Annotated in this window: 11 protein-coding genes; 8 read left to right on the top strand and 3 right to left on the bottom strand. The window is 73.1% G+C overall.

All coding sequences use genetic code 11. The features are described from left to right. The first annotated feature begins 28 nt into the window (after positions 1-28). The 4 genes from SACAZDRAFT_RS17830 (at position 29) to SACAZDRAFT_RS17815 (ending at position 5,628) form a co-directional block, all read left to right on the top strand. Positions 29-655 (top strand): bifunctional adenosylcobinamide kinase/adenosylcobinamide-phosphate guanylyltransferase, encoded by a 627-nt coding sequence (locus tag SACAZDRAFT_RS17830; RefSeq protein WP_005444025.1) that lies wholly within the window; start codon positions 29-31, stop codon positions 653-655. Continuing rightward, a complete protein-coding gene (cobT, locus tag SACAZDRAFT_RS17825; protein WP_005444024.1) occupies positions 652-1,707 on the top strand; it encodes a nicotinate-nucleotide--dimethylbenzimidazole phosphoribosyltransferase in 1,056 nt (351 codons plus the stop codon). The genes SACAZDRAFT_RS17830 and cobT overlap by 4 nt, the downstream gene beginning before the upstream one ends. A gap of 14 nt (positions 1,708-1,721) precedes the next feature. Next, on the top strand, positions 1,722-2,477 hold the full coding sequence (locus SACAZDRAFT_RS17820; RefSeq protein ID WP_005444023.1) for an adenosylcobinamide-GDP ribazoletransferase: 756 nt from the start codon (positions 1,722-1,724) through the stop codon (positions 2,475-2,477). 61 nt (positions 2,478-2,538) lie between these two features. Continuing rightward, positions 2,539-5,628, top strand: a complete 3,090-nt coding sequence (locus tag SACAZDRAFT_RS17815) for an arabinosyltransferase domain-containing protein (protein ID WP_005444021.1) — start codon at positions 2,539-2,541, stop codon at positions 5,626-5,628. Positions 5,629-5,821: 193 nt separating this feature from the next. Here the strand turns inward: SACAZDRAFT_RS17815 and SACAZDRAFT_RS17810 are convergent, their stop codons facing one another. After that, entirely contained in the window at positions 5,822-7,177 is a 1,356-nt protein-coding gene (locus SACAZDRAFT_RS17810; RefSeq protein WP_005444020.1) for a cobyrinate a,c-diamide synthase, read from the bottom strand. 120 nt (positions 7,178-7,297) lie between these two features. On the opposite strand from SACAZDRAFT_RS17810, the gene SACAZDRAFT_RS17805 reads away from it, so the two are divergent. Further along, positions 7,298-7,897 (top strand): pyridoxamine 5'-phosphate oxidase family protein, encoded by a 600-nt coding sequence (locus SACAZDRAFT_RS17805; RefSeq protein ID WP_005444018.1) that lies wholly within the window; start codon positions 7,298-7,300, stop codon positions 7,895-7,897. Here SACAZDRAFT_RS17805 and SACAZDRAFT_RS17800 read toward each other — a convergent pair. Beyond that, positions 7,863-8,249, bottom strand: coding sequence for a DUF7715 family protein (locus tag SACAZDRAFT_RS17800; RefSeq protein ID WP_005444011.1), 387 nt, complete (start codon positions 8,247-8,249; stop codon positions 7,863-7,865). The two genes, SACAZDRAFT_RS17805 and SACAZDRAFT_RS17800, sit on opposite strands and share 35 nt — an antisense overlap. A 138-nt stretch (positions 8,250-8,387) precedes the next feature. Here SACAZDRAFT_RS17800 and aac(3) point away from each other — a divergent pair, with 138 nt between their 5' ends. Continuing rightward, complete coding sequence (aac(3), locus tag SACAZDRAFT_RS17795; protein ID WP_005444010.1) at positions 8,388-9,236, top strand: aminoglycoside 3-N-acetyltransferase; 849 nt, start codon at positions 8,388-8,390, stop codon at positions 9,234-9,236. 6 nt (positions 9,237-9,242) lie between these two features. Here aac(3) and ilvD read toward each other — a convergent pair whose 3' ends face one another. Continuing rightward, entirely contained in the window at positions 9,243-10,931 is a 1,689-nt protein-coding gene (gene ilvD / locus SACAZDRAFT_RS17790; RefSeq protein ID WP_005444009.1) for a dihydroxy-acid dehydratase, read from the bottom strand. Between the two features lie 44 nt (positions 10,932-10,975). Between ilvD and SACAZDRAFT_RS17785 the strand changes: the two genes are divergently transcribed. Further along, the gene (locus SACAZDRAFT_RS17785; protein ID WP_005444008.1) at positions 10,976-13,351 is read left to right on the top strand and encodes a Tex family protein; all 2,376 of its coding nucleotides are present in this window, start codon (positions 10,976-10,978) and stop codon (positions 13,349-13,351) included. 45 nt (positions 13,352-13,396) lie between these two features. Then, positions 13,397-13,861: a GreA/GreB family elongation factor gene (locus SACAZDRAFT_RS17780; protein ID WP_005444007.1), complete on the top strand. Its 465-nt coding sequence runs from the start codon at positions 13,397-13,399 to the stop codon at positions 13,859-13,861. Positions 13,862-13,881 lie beyond the last annotated feature (20 nt).

Raw genomic sequence — 13,881 nt, 5'->3', positions numbered from 1 at the left:
GCCCCCTTGTGGGCAAGAATGACCGACCATGATGACTGATCCGAGACGGCGGGTCACCGAGTTCGTGGCCGAGCGGCTGGAGGTGGGAGCCACGCTCCTGCGCAACTACGGCCGCCGCGCCCGTGGCGGGCAGCGCACACTCGTCCTGGGCGGGGTCCGGTCCGGCAAGTCGCGGCACGCCGAGCAGCTCATGGCGCCCTACCGCTATGTCGTCTACGTGGCGGGCAGCGCCCCGCCGGGTGACGACGACGCCGAGTGGGCCGCGCGCGTCGCGGCGCACCGCGACCGCCGACCCGCGCACTGGCGCACGGTCGAGACCATGGACATCCCGGGTGTCCTCCGCACCACCACGGCCCCACTGCTCGTGGACTGCCTCGGCACCTGGCTGACCCGGGTGCTCGACGAGGCGGGCGCGTGGGAACAGCAGCCCGGCTGGCAGCACACCGTGGACGAGCGGCTGCAGGACTTCGTGGACGCCTGGCACGGCCTCACCGTGCCCGCGGTGGCCGTGAGCAACGAAGTCGGCTCGGGCGTCGTGCCCGGCACGCACGCCGGGCGGGTGTTCCGTGACGTGCTGGGCGCGTTCAACACGGCGGTCGCGGCGGGCTCCCACTCGGTGCGCCTCGTCGTGGCGGGCCGGGTGATGCACCTGTGACCACGACGCGGTCCCTCGTCGTCCCGCTGCCCGACACGACGGCGACGTGTCAGGCCCGACGGCGACTCGACGAGCTGGTCAAACCTGTCGGTTCACTCGGCAGGCTTGAGGAGCTCGCCGCGTGGCTGTGCGGTGCCCACGGCACGGTGCCCCCGCGTCCGCTGGACGACGTGCGCGTCGCGGTGTTCGCGGGCGACCACGGGGTGTCCGCCGCTCCGCCGGGTGCGCCGGGAGTGTCGGCGTACCCGAGGGAGCTCACCGCGGCGATGGTGCGGGTGTTCCAGGCGGGCACGAGCGGGGTGACGGTCCTCGCCCGGGAGGTCGGCGCACGGGTCCGCGTGCTCGACATCGCCGTGGACGCCGAGCTCGACGACGTCGCGCGCGACGTCGTGGCCCGCAAGGTGCGCCGCGGCTCCGGGGCGATCGACGTGGAGGACGCCCTCACTCCGGGCGAGGCCGAGCAGGCCTTCTCGGTGGGGCGGGCCGTGGCCGACGAGGAGGTCGACGCGGGCGCCGACCTGCTGATCCCCGGTGACATGGGCATCGGCAACAGCACCGTGGCCGCCGCGCTGGTCGGCGCGTCCCTGGGCCTGCCCGCGCACCGGGTGGTCGGCACCGGCACCGGTGTCGACGAGACCGGGCACGCCCACAAGGTCGCGGTGGTCGAGCGCGCACTGCACCGCGTCGAGGGCCGGGTGGCCGATCCGTTCGACCGGCTCACGGCCCTCGGCAGCGCGTGTGCCGCGGCGACCGCCGGATTCCTGGTGCAGGCGGCCGTACGCTCGACGCCGGTCGTGCTCGACGGCGTCTTCTCCCTCGCGGCGGCACTCGTGGCCCGCGACATCGCTCCGGACGCCGCGCGGTGGTGGCTGGCGGGCCACCGTTCGACCGAACCCGCCCAGAGTGTCGCGCTCACCGCGTTGGGGCTGGAACCCATCCTCGACCTGGGGCTGCGACTCGGTGAGGGCAGTGGCGCGGTGCAGGCGGTGCCCGTGTTGCGCGCGGCCCGCGCGGTGCTCGCCGACATGGGCAGTCTGGCCGATCTGACGTGAGCCGAGCCGCAACCGTGCTGCGGGACGGCCTGCGGATGTCGGTGGGCACGCTCACCGTGCTCCCCGTGGCCCCGCCGTCGGTGGTGGACCGCCGCGTGGCAGCCGTGGCGATGACCGTCGCACCGGTGGCCGCGCTCCCGCTGGCGGCGCTGGCGTGCGTGGTCGTCGTCGGCGGACCGTGGCTCGGGCTGCCCGCCCCGGTCACGGCCGTCGCGGCGCTGGCCGCCGTGGCGCTGGGCAACCGCGGTCTGCACCTCGACGGTCTCGCCGACGTCGCCGACGGCCTCGCCGCCTCGTACGACCGCGACCGCGCGCTGGCCGTCATGCGACGCGGCGACGTCGGACCGAGCGGTGTCGCGACCCTGGTCCTGCTCCTGCTCGCCCAGGTGGCGGCCCTCGCGGGCGCCGTGGCAGCGGGCGTGGGCGCCTCGGCGGTGGCGACGGCCGTGCTCGCGGGGCGCGTGGCGCTGCCCCTGTTCTGTGTGCGCGGCGTGCCCTCGGCGCGTCCGGACGGACTCGGCGCCGCCGTCTCGGGCACCGTCCCGCCCTGGGTCGTGGCCTCCCTCGCCTCGGTGGCGCTGCTCGCGAGCGCGGCGGTGCCGGGCTACGCCTGGTGGCACGGCGTCCTCGCGGTGGCTCTCGGGTGGGCGGGCGCGCTGGCCCTGCTGGCCCGCACCGTGCGGCGGTTCGGCGGCATCACCGGCGACGTGCTCGGCGCGGGCACCGAAGTCGCCACCACCGTGACGCTGGTGGTGTTGTCCGCCGCCTGAGCCACGAGTGAGTGACGCAGTGGCCGGGCGGGCGCGTCGTCTGCCGTTAGCGTGAGCCTTGATGGACTCCGTCACCTCGACGCGCTCCGACCCGCCGGAGGACGTTCCGCGACGCTCGGCGCGCCGGTCGGCGTCCCGCGTCCCGCGGCGCTCGGCCGCGGTGCTGGGCCTGGTGACGGTGTTGTGCGCGGTCGCCTTCCCGTTCCTGCCGGTGGTGCAGGAATCCGCCCGCATCAGCTGGCCGGTGGGCGGCGACACCACGGCGGTCAACGCGCCACTGGCGTCGTACTGGGCGTTGGACACCTCCGCCGAGCTGCCCTGCGCGGCGGTGCGCTCCCTCGACGCCCGGACGTCCGGACCGGCGTTGTTGCTGGCCACGGTTCCCCCGGCCCGCGACGACAGCGGTGTCGGACTGCGGCTGACCGTGCAGGACGGCGAGCTCGTCGCCGTCCTCCGGGGTGAACAGGTCGCCCGCGCCGCGTTGTCCGCGCCGGACTGCGCCGTGAGCGTGCGTTCCACGCCCGCGAGCACCACCCTGACGGTCGGCGGCGCCCCGATCCACCACGCCGACGGCGACGTCCGACCCCGCATCGTGGGTATCTACTCCGACCTCGACGGCACCCGCGACCCCGTCGCCGACCTCGCCGTGTCGATCACGCCCGACACGCGCTACCAGTCCTCCCCCACCGCGGCGAAACTCGCCGTGGCCGCCCTCGGCGTCGGCGCCGCGCTCGGCTGCCTCGTCGCCGTCGCCCGGCGAGACGACGTCGTGGGCCGTCGCGCACCACCCGGACCGTTCCGCTGCCGCCTGCGGCCCACGGGTCGAGACGCCGCCGTGGTGGGTGTGCTCGCCGCGTGGGTCTTCATCGGACCCGTCACCTCGGACGACGGCTACATCCTCACCATGGCCCGGGTCGCCGACGACGCCGGCTACCTCACCAACCACCACCGCTGGTTCGGCGTGGCCGAGGCGCCGTTCGGCTGGTTCCACCACGTGTACGCGCTGCTCGCGGACGTCAGCGCGACGCCGCCGTGGATCCGCCTGCCGTCGTTCCTGCTCGGGGTGACCGGCTGGCTGGTGCTCAGCCGCCGGGTGCTGCCCCGGCTCGGAGCGGCCGTCCGCCGCAGTCGCGCGGCCGGGTGGGCCGCCGCGACCGTCTTCTGCGTGTGGTGGCTGCCCTACGACAACGGCGTGCGCCCCGAACCGGTGGCCGTGCTGGGGTCGTCGGTGGCCCTGTGGGCAGTGGAGCGCGCACTCGCCACACGTCGCCTGCTGCCCGTGTGCCTCGGTGTCGGCGCGGCCGCGTTCACGTTCGCCGCCACCCCCACCGGCCTGATCGCCGTCGCGCCGTTCCTGGTGGCGGCCCGTCCCCTCTTCCGCCTGCTGCGCGACCACGCCCGGAACGGCTGGGCCGCGGCACTCACCCCCGTGCTCGCCTCCGGCTGCCTCGTGCTGTTCGCGGTGTTCGCCGACCAGACCGCCGCGAGCGTGGCCGAGGCCATCCGCCTGCGCGACGCCGTCGGCCCCAGCATGTCGTGGTTCGAGGAGCCGGCCCGCTACGAACTGCTGTTCAGCCAAGCCCCCGACGGGGCACTGACGCGGCGGTTCCCCGTGCTGCTGCTCGTCCTGTGCACGGCGGCGTGCCTCGCCGTGCTGCTGCGGCGCAACCGCATACCCGGCGCGGCCCTGGGGCCGAGCCGGCGCCTCATCGGCACCGTGGCGCTGTTCTTCGTCCTGCTGGCGCTGACACCGACCAAGTGGACCCACCACTTCGGCGCGTTCGCCGCCGTGGGCGCCGCCATGGCCGCCCTGACCGCGCTCGCCACCAGCGCGTCCGTGCTCCGGTCACGACGCAACCACGCCGCCTTCGTCGCGGGTCTGCTGCTCGTCGCGGCCGTCTCGGTGACCGCGCCCAACGCGTACTGGTTCGTGTCGCAGGTCGGCGTTCCGTGGTTCGACAGGCCCCCGGAGATCGGCGGAGTCGCGCTGTCGACGCTGCTGACACTCGCCGCCGTCGTCGCGGGCGTGGTGGCGTTCGTCGAGAACGTCCGCGCGCACCGGCCCGGGCCGCCGGAACCACCGGAACGCCACCGGGTCGCGCTGTGGCGGGGCTCGGTGGCGATCGTCGTCGTGTGCGGGCTCGTGGTGCTGTCCACCGTCGGCAGCATGGTCAAGGCCATGGTCGAACAGCGCGGCACCTACAGCCTCGGCACCAGCAACCTCGCCCACCTCACCAGCAGCCACTGCGGGCTCGGCGACCACGTCATGGTCGAACGCGACCCCGCGGACGACGTGCTCGCACCGATCCCCGGCAGCGCGGGCAGTGCCGACGGCGGCAGCGGTTTCCACACCAGCCCGACCTCCGCCACGGACCCGCTCGACGGGCCGCCGCACGGGTTCGACGCCGCCACCACGCCGATGTGGAGCAGCCACGACCCCAAGACCCCGACCACCGGTCGCCTCGACACGCCGTGGCACCGGCTGCCACCCGAGCCACACGAGCACGGCACCGCCCCCCGCGTCGTCGTCGCGGTCGCCGCGCCGTCCGGCACCGCCACCAGCGTGGACGTCGAGTTCGGCCGGCAGACCCCCGACGGCGTGCGGGCGCTCGCCAGCCTCCCCGCGCTCGCTCCCGGGGCGGGCACCGGAGAGTGGGAGGACGCGAGACTGTCGCCCTCGGACATTCCGCCCACGGCCGACGCGGTGCGACTCGTCGTCACCGACGACGACCTCACCGCCGACGGCTGGGTCGCCGCGACCGCCCCGCGCGCGCCGACGTTCACGACCCTCACCGAGGCGGTCGGCGACACCCCCGTCTACGTCGACTGGCCCGCGTCGTTCGTCTATCCGTGCCTGACCCCGACGACGGTGCGGGACGGCGTCCTGGAGGTCCCCGGTTACCACCTCACGGCCGGTTCCCTGGCCGACGAGGCGGGCTGGGCGAGCGCCGCCGCGGGCGGTGTGCTCGGCAACCTCGACGAGGTCGCGGCCAAACCCGAGGTGCCGAGCTACCTGGCGGGTGAGCCCGACCAGCCGTGGGGTGCGCTGTACACGGTCGAGCCGTACGAAGCGGGCGCTCCCCCGACCATCCACCGCGAGCGGAACATCCGCCCGGGCTGGTGGACCCCGGGCCCGGGCCCCACCCCGTGACCCACCCAACATCGTGTCCGCGCCTCCCGCACGCGTGTCCGCACTTCCCGTACCCGTGTCCGCGCCTCATGCACGCGTGTCCGCGCCGTGCGACGCCAACACACGCACGCAGGCCGCGGACACGATGCCGAGCCCCACCCCCGCGTACGCGACGTACCAACACACGTACGCAGACTGCGGACACGATGCTGAATCACTCCTTCGGGTGGGTGGCTCGGGCATGCACGGCCGTCGCGAAGCGGCGGGCCAGAGCCGGGTGGCCCGCCCAGTGGACGTGAAGGTACGACGCGTGCAGCGTGGCCGACGCGAAGCCCTCCCGACGGCCCTCCCATTCCCACGCCGGGGTGGTGCCCTGGCGGGGCTGCACCGCCGTCCGGTGGAACTCGTGCCCGGCGACCCGGTCACCGCGGTCCGTCAGCAGCGACTCGCCGGGTGAGACCGCCTCGCGATAGCCGAGTTCGCCGCCGGTGGTCATCCGCCCCACCGCGTCGATCGCCCCGACCATGGGCACACCGTCGAGCTCGCGGCAGAGGTACAGCAGGCCCGCGCACTCGGCCACCACCGGCATCCCGTCCCCGACCTGGCGCGCGACGTCGTGCCGCAGACGCGTGTTGTCCGCGAGTCGTTCAGCGTGGACCTCGGGGAATCCGCCTCCGAAGTACAGTCCCGCGGTTCCCTCCGGCAACGTCTCGTCGCGCAGGGGGTCGACGTCCACCACGTCGAGACCCGCGGCGGCGAGCAGCTCCGTCGTCTCGGTGTAGCGGAACGTGAACGCCGCGCCCGACGCCGCCGCCACCACACGCCGACGCTGCCCGGCGGACACGTGCCGGGCCGGATCCCACGCCACCGCCGACAGCGGTGGGGTCGAGCGCGCCACCCGCACGACGGCGTCGAGGTCCACTCCGGACGCCACCCACTCGCCGAGGCGCTCCACGAGCCTCGCACCGGCCACGCCCTGCTCACCGGCCGGGACGAGACCCAGGTGCCGGTCGGGTACTTGGACGGTCTCGTCGTACGGCAGGACGCCGAGGACGGGGACCCCGGTGGGCGCGAGTGCCTCGCGGATCTCCTCGTCGAGTGCCCGCGCGTTGACCCGGTTGAGGATCACTCCCGCGACCGTCACCGCGGGGCTGTAGTTCGCGAAACCCCACACCGTCGCGGCGATGCTGCGACTCGCCGTCCACGCGTCGACCACGAGCACCACCGGCGCCGACACCAGCTCGGCGACGTGCGCGGTGGAGGCCCTGCCACTCGTGCCGAGTGCGCCGTCGAACAGCCCCATGACGCCTTCGAGCACGGCCACGTCGGCGGCCCGAGCACCGTGGGCGAGCAGCGGCGCGACGGTGTCCTCTCCCTGCAGGATCGGGTCGAGGTTGCGCGGCGGCCGCCCGGTCGCCAACGCGTGGTAGCCGGGGTCGATGAAGTCGGGGCCGATCTTGTGCCCGGACACCGCGAGCCCGCGTGCCCGGAGAGCGGCCATCAGCCCGGTGGCGACGCTCGTCTTGCCCTGCCCCGTGCCGGGGGCCGCGACGACCACTCTGGCGACCATGCCGGGCACCTCCTCGCGGCCGACCGTAGCTCACCACGGCCCAGGGCGACGCATGCCGGGAATGATCGAACTCGGGTAGGTTGCCGTGTGACGAGCGCCGACTCGCCCGGGAGGTCCCGCGTGAAACTGCACGATCGGATCGACGACCGCTTGCGTGACTTCCTGCTGGCGCAGCCGGTGTTCTTCGTCGGCACGGCCCCGACGTCCGTGGACGGACACGTCAACGTGTCCCCGAAGGGGCTCATGGGCAGCTTCGCCGTCCTCGACGACCACCGGGTGGCCTATCTCGACTACACGGCCAGCGGGGTCGAAACGATCGCGCACCTGCGGGAGAACGGACGCATCGTGATCATGTTCTGCGCGTTCGAGGGCCCGCCGAACATCGTGCGGCTGCACGGGCGCGGTGAAGCCGTGTTCCCCGACTCCCCCGGCTTCGCCGACCTGCTCGCGCGGTTCGACACCGAACCCGGTCCTGCTCTGCGGGCCATCATCGACGTCACGGTGGAGCGGGTCAGTGACTCGTGCGGCTTCTCCGTGCCGGTCATGGCCTACCAGCACGACCGCGACCTGCTCACGCGGCACAACGGTCGCAGAACGCCGGAGAACCTGCTCGACTACCAGCGTCGGCGGAACTCCCACAGCATCGACGGACTGCCCGCGCTCCCCGCCCCACCGGGGCCGGGGGTCACGGAACCCCCTGCCTCACCTGCACGTAGTTGAGCCGGTGTTCCAGCACCGCGCCGTCCGGTAGGTCGGCGACCAGGTCGAGCAGCGAGTCGGCCAGAGCCGCCACGTCGGCGATGTCGTAACCCTGTTCCTCCACACTGGACCGCAGCACCATGATGTAGTCCTCACGGCTGATGCCGTGCAGGGTCCGCACCATCGCCGTGGTGGTGGCGCGGTGCGACGACAGCCCGGCGAACCCCCGACCGCAACCACACCCGCCGTCGGGGTCGTCGCGGTCCTTCGCACACGTCGGTGCGATCCACACCAGTTCGCCCTCGACGCACCAGTGGTAGTCGCTGTCGCGGAACCCCTGGGTCGCCGCCGTGGCCACAAGTGCCTTCACCATGTGTCGCCTCCCCGCGTGTGGTGCTGTGGTGCTCATTGAGTATCAGTGGGGGCCGACAGAATCGGGCTGCCCGAGGGCGTGTCCGGAACCGAGATTTCGGAATCATCCGGTCGGGTCTCTCGACCTACACTTCGCGACATGGACACCTCCGCCCTGCTAGGGCGCTCGAACGGTCCCGTGACGCGCAGCCGACTCGCGCGCGACCTCGACGCGCTCGGTCTGCGGAGCGGCGACACGGTCATGTTCCACACCCGGCTGTCGGCCATCGGCTACGTCGCGGGCGGGCCCACCACGGTCATCCACGCGCTGCTGGACGTGGTCGGTCCACGAGGGACGTTGATGGTCACGTGTGGCTGGAACGACGCACCACCGTACGAATTCCTCACGTGGCCCCGGCAGTGGCAGGAGCGGATCCGGGCGGAGCATCCCGCCTTCCACCCCGATCTCAGCGAAGCCGACCACGCGAACGGTCGGTTACCTGAGGCCCTGCGCCGCTGGCCCGGTGCCGTGCGCAGCAGGCATCCCGACGCGAGCTTCGCCGCCGTGGGCCTGCGCGCGGAGGAGCTGATGTCCGACCATCCGTGGGACGGCCCACACGGCCCGGACAGTCCGCTCGCCCGGCTGGCGGAGGTCGGCGGTCGGGTGCTCATGCTCGGGGCTCCGCTCGACACGCTCACCCTGCTGCACCACGCGGAGGCCCTCGCCGACGCCCCGAACAAGATCTTCGTCTCCTACGAGATGCCCATCGACGTGGACGGCGAGCGGATGTGGCGGCGGTTCTCCGACATCGACTCGGAGAACGGCGCCTTCGACTACTCGCCCGTCGTGGGCGCGGACGAGGACGCGTTCGGCGTGATCGGCGAGGAGTTGCTGGCGGCGGGCTTCGGGCGCACGGGGCAGGTCGGTGCCGCCCGCAGCCACCTGTTCGAGGCCGCCGACGTGGTCGACTTCGGGGTCAGGTGGATCGAGGAGAAACTCGGCGGCTGAACGCCGTTACGAGCACACAGCTCCCACGGACGCCGAGCCCACGAGCCGCGCGTACTTGCCCAGCACGCCCCGGTGCTCGACCTCCGGCGCCCGCCACCCCTCGCGCCGCCGCGCGAGCTCGGCGTCGTCGACGAGCAGGTCGAGCGTCCGGTTCTCCAGGTCGACGACGATGCGGTCCCCGTCGCGCACGAACGCGATCGGACCGCCGTGCGCGGCCTCCGGCGCCACGTGGCCGATGCACAACCCGGTGGTGCCGCCCGAGAACCGGCCGTCGGTCAGTAACAGCACGTCCCGGCCCAGCCCGGCGCCCTTGATGGCCCCGGTGACGGCCAGCATCTCGCGCATCCCCGGCCCGCCGCGCGGCCCCTCGTAACGGATCACCACGACGTCGCCCGCCACCAGTTCCGGCAGCGCGGCCATCGCCGCCTGCTCGCCGTCGAACACCCGCGCCCGGCCCTCGAACCGGGACCGGTCGAAACCCGCGCTCTTCACCACCGCGCCCTCCGGCGCGAGGCTGCCGTGCAGGATCGTGATGCCGCCCGAGGCGTGGATCGGGTTCGACAGCGTGCGCAGCACCGTGCCGTCGAGTTCGCCCGGCCCGGCCTCGTCGAGGTTCTCCGCCACCGTCCGCCCGGTGACCGTCAGGCAGTCGCCGTGCAGCAGGCCCGCGTCGAGCAGCGCCCGCATCACCACGGGAACACCGCCGACCCGGTCCACGGCGGTCATCACGTACTTGCCGAACGGCTTGACGTCGGCCAGGTGCGGCACACGGTCGCCGACGCGCGAGAAGTCGTCCAGCGTCAGCGGCACCCCGGCCTCGTGCGCGATGGCGAGCAGATGCAGCACCGCGTTGGTCGAGCCGCCCAGCGCCATCACCACCGCGACGGCGTTCTCGAACGCCTCCCGGGTGAGGATGTCGCGCGCGCTGATCCCGCGGCGCAGCATCTCGACGACCGCCTCACCGCTGGCGCGCGCGTAGCCGTCGCGCCTGCGGTCGACGGACGGCGGGCTCGCCGACCCGGGCAACGACATGCCCAGCGCCTCGGCGGCGCACGCCATCGTGTTGGCCGTGTACATGCCCCCGCACGCGCCCTCGCCGGGACACACGGCGCGCTCGACCCGGTCGACCTCGTCCGAGCCGATCAATCCGCGCGCACACGCACCGACCGCCTCGAAGGCGTCGATGATGGTGACCTCACGGCCGTCGAGCCGACCGGGCAGCGTGGACCCCGCGTACACGAACACGGCCGCCACGTCGATGCGCGCCGCGGCCATCAGCATCCCCGGCAGGCTCTTGTCGCACCCGGCCAGCAGCACGGCTCCGTCGAGGCGCTCGGCCTCCAGCACCGTCTCCACCGAGTCGGCGATGACCTCCCGCGACACGAGCGAGAAGTGCATGCCCCGGTGTCCCATGCTGATGCCGTCCGACACCGACACCGTGCCGAACTCCAGCGGGTAGCCACCACCCGCGTGCACGCCCTGCTTGCCGGCGTCCGCGAGCCTGCGCAGTGACAGATTGCACGGGGTGATCTCGTTCCACGACGAGGCGATGCCCACCTGCGGCTTCGCGAAGTCGGCGTCGCCCATGCCCACGGCGCGCAACATCGCTCGCGCGGCCGTGCGTTCGACGCCGTCGGTGACGTCGCGGCTGCGCGGCCTCGGGTCGACCGGGCCGACAGTGCCGGTTTCGGTCATGGGGCCATCATGAGCGCCGAGCGCAGCAGGCACAATTCGGTGTCGTGGCTGACAGGACGTCCCTTCATGACAAGATCGCCGGCGAACTCGGTGTCCGCTCCGAGCAGGTCCACTCCGCCGTGGCCCTGCTGGACGACGGCTCGACGGTGCCGTTCATCGCGCGTTACCGCAAGGAGGTGACGGGCGGCCTCGACGACACCCAGCTGCGCACCCTCGAGGAACGCCTGCGCTACCTGCGGGAGCTCGAAGACCGGCGCACGGTGATCCTCGAATCCATCCGCTCCCAGGGCAAGCTCACCGAAGAGCTCGAAGCCCGGATCATGGCCGCCGAGGAGAAGGCCCGTCTCGAGGACATCTACCTCCCCTACAAGCCCAAGCGCCGCACCAAGGCCCAGATCGCGAGGGAGGCCGGCCTCGAACCGCTGGCGGACGGCCTGCTGTCCGACCCCACGCAGGACCCGACCACCGCGGCCGAGGCGTTCGTCAACGCCGACGCGGGTGTCGCCGACGCCGCCGCCGCGCTCGCGGGGGCACGCGCCATCCTCGTGGAACGCTTCGCCGAGGACGCCGACCTCATCGGCGAACTCCGCGAGACCATGTGGACCCGAGGCTGGCTGACCTCGAAGGTCCGCGAAGGCAAGGAGACCGACGGCGCCAAGTTCGCCGACTACTTCGACTTCGCCGAACCGCTCGCGAAGCTGCCGTCGCACCGCATCCTGGCGCTCTTCCGCGGTGAGAAGGAGGAAATCCTCGACCTCACCACCGAGCCCGTCGAACCGGGCGCCGAGGCCGACCACTACGAGACCCGCATCGCCGAACGCCACGGCATCTCCGACGCGGGCCGGCCCGCCGACCGCTGGCTGCGCGACACGGTGCGCTGGGCGTGGCGCACGAAGATCCTGCTGCACCTCGGCATCGACCTGCGCATGCGCCTGCGGCAGGCCGCCGAGGACGAGGCCGTGCGCATCTTCGCGGCCAACCTGCGCGACCTGCTGCTCGCCGCGCCCGCCGGAACCCGCCCGACCATGGGGCTCGACCCCGGCTACCGCACCGGTGTGAAGGTGGCGGTCGTGGACGGCACCGGCAAGGTCGTCGCCACCGACACGATCTACCCGCACAAACCGCAGTCCCGGTGGGACGACGCACTGGCCACGCTGGAACGTCTCGTCCGCGCGCACGGTGTCGAACTCGTCGCCATCGGCAACGGCACCGCGTCGCGCGAGACCGACAAGCTCGCCGGCGACCTCGCCAAGAAGCACCCCGACCTCGGCATCACCAAGGTCGTCGTGTCGGAGGCGGGCGCGTCGGTGTACTCGGCGTCGGCCTACGCGTCGCAGGAGCTGCCCGACCTCGACGTGTCGCTGCGCGGGGCCGTGTCCATCGCCCGCAGGCTCCAGGACCCGCTGGCCGAACTCGTCAAGATCGACCCGAAGTCGATCGGCGTCGGCCAGTACCAGCACGACGTGGCCGAGACGAAACTGTCGCGCTCGCTCGACGCCGTCGTGGAGGACTGCGTGAACGCGGTGGGCGTCGACCTCAACACCGCGTCCGCTCCCCTGCTGGCCCGCGTGTCCGGCATCGGCACCGGGCTGGCGGAGAACATCGTCGCCCACCGCGACGCCAACGGACCCTTCCGTACCCGGACGGCGCTCAAGGACGTCGCTCGCCTCGGCCCGAAGGCGTTCGAGCAGTGCGCGGGCTTCCTCCGCATCCCCGACGGCGACGACCCGCTCGACGCCTCCGCCGTGCACCCCGAGTCCTACCCCGTCGTGCGGCGCATCCTCGACCACGCGGGCGTCGGCATCCGGGAGCTCATCGGCGCCTCCCGCACCCTGCGCTCGCTGAAGCCCGAGACGTTCGCCGACGAGAAGTTCGGCGTGCCGACGGTCACCGACATCCTCGCCGAGCTGGAGAAGCCCGGCCGCGACCCGCGTCCGGAGTTCAAGACGGCGACGTTCGCCGACGGCGTCGACACGCTGGCCGACCTCAAGCCCGGCATGCGCCTGGAGGGCGTGGTCACCAACGTGGCGGCGTTCGGCGCGTTCGTCGACATCGGCGTCCACCAGGACGGTCTCGTGCACGTGTCCGCCATGTCGCACCAGTACGTCTCCGACCCGCACGACGTCGTCAAATCGGGCGATGTCGTGACGGTCAAGGTCCTCGACGTGGACGTGCCGCGCAAGCGCATCTCGCTCACGCTGCGGCTCGACGACGAACCCACGGCGGGGCAGGACGGGCGCCGAGGCGGCCGCAAGGGCCAGGGGTCGGCGAAGTCGCAGGATCCGAAGAACACGCAGCGGCAGGGCGGCCAGGGCGGTGGCCAGGGCGGTCAGGGCAAGCAGAACCGCAAGCGGGGCGACCGCCGGTCCGGCGGCGGTGCGATGGCCGACGCACTGCGGAAGGCGGGTTACCGGGTCTGATCAGGGCGCGTGGCGAGCCGGGCGGCCTGGCCGGACAATGGGTCCATGACGTCGACCCCAGGTTTGAGCCCGGCCACCCGCGCGCGTCTGGAACGCGAGCTCGACTCGCTGCGCAGGCAACGAGAGGCCCTGGCACCCAAGCTCGGTGAGGATCCGCTCGGCGACAGCGCCGACCAGGCGGACCTGCTGGAGCGTGCCGAAGTGGTGTCGCGGGTCGACCGGCGCATCGCCGAGGTCACCGACCTGCTGTACGGGGGGCCGACCGCCGAGCAGGAGCGCGGGCTGCCCTCCGGTACGCGGGTCACGTTGCGTTTCGACGACGGCAGCACCGAGGACATGGTGGTGGTCGGCTTCGCCGACGAGGCGGACGACGACGACACGTCGTCGTTGACGGCGGACAGCCCGCTGGGCCACGCGCTCGTGGGCCGGTCGGAAGGCGACACGGTCACCTACCGCACTCCCCGGGGCGAGGCCACCGCCCAGATCGTGAAGCTGACCCTGCCCGACTGACATCGTGTCCGCGCTTCCCG

The organism is Saccharomonospora azurea NA-128 (genome assembly GCF_000231055.2).
Taxonomy (GTDB): Bacteria; Actinomycetota; Actinomycetes; order Mycobacteriales; family Pseudonocardiaceae; genus Saccharomonospora; species Saccharomonospora azurea.
The sequence above is the reverse complement of the archived record's forward strand: the minus strand, read 5'-3'. Positions and strand labels throughout refer to the sequence as shown.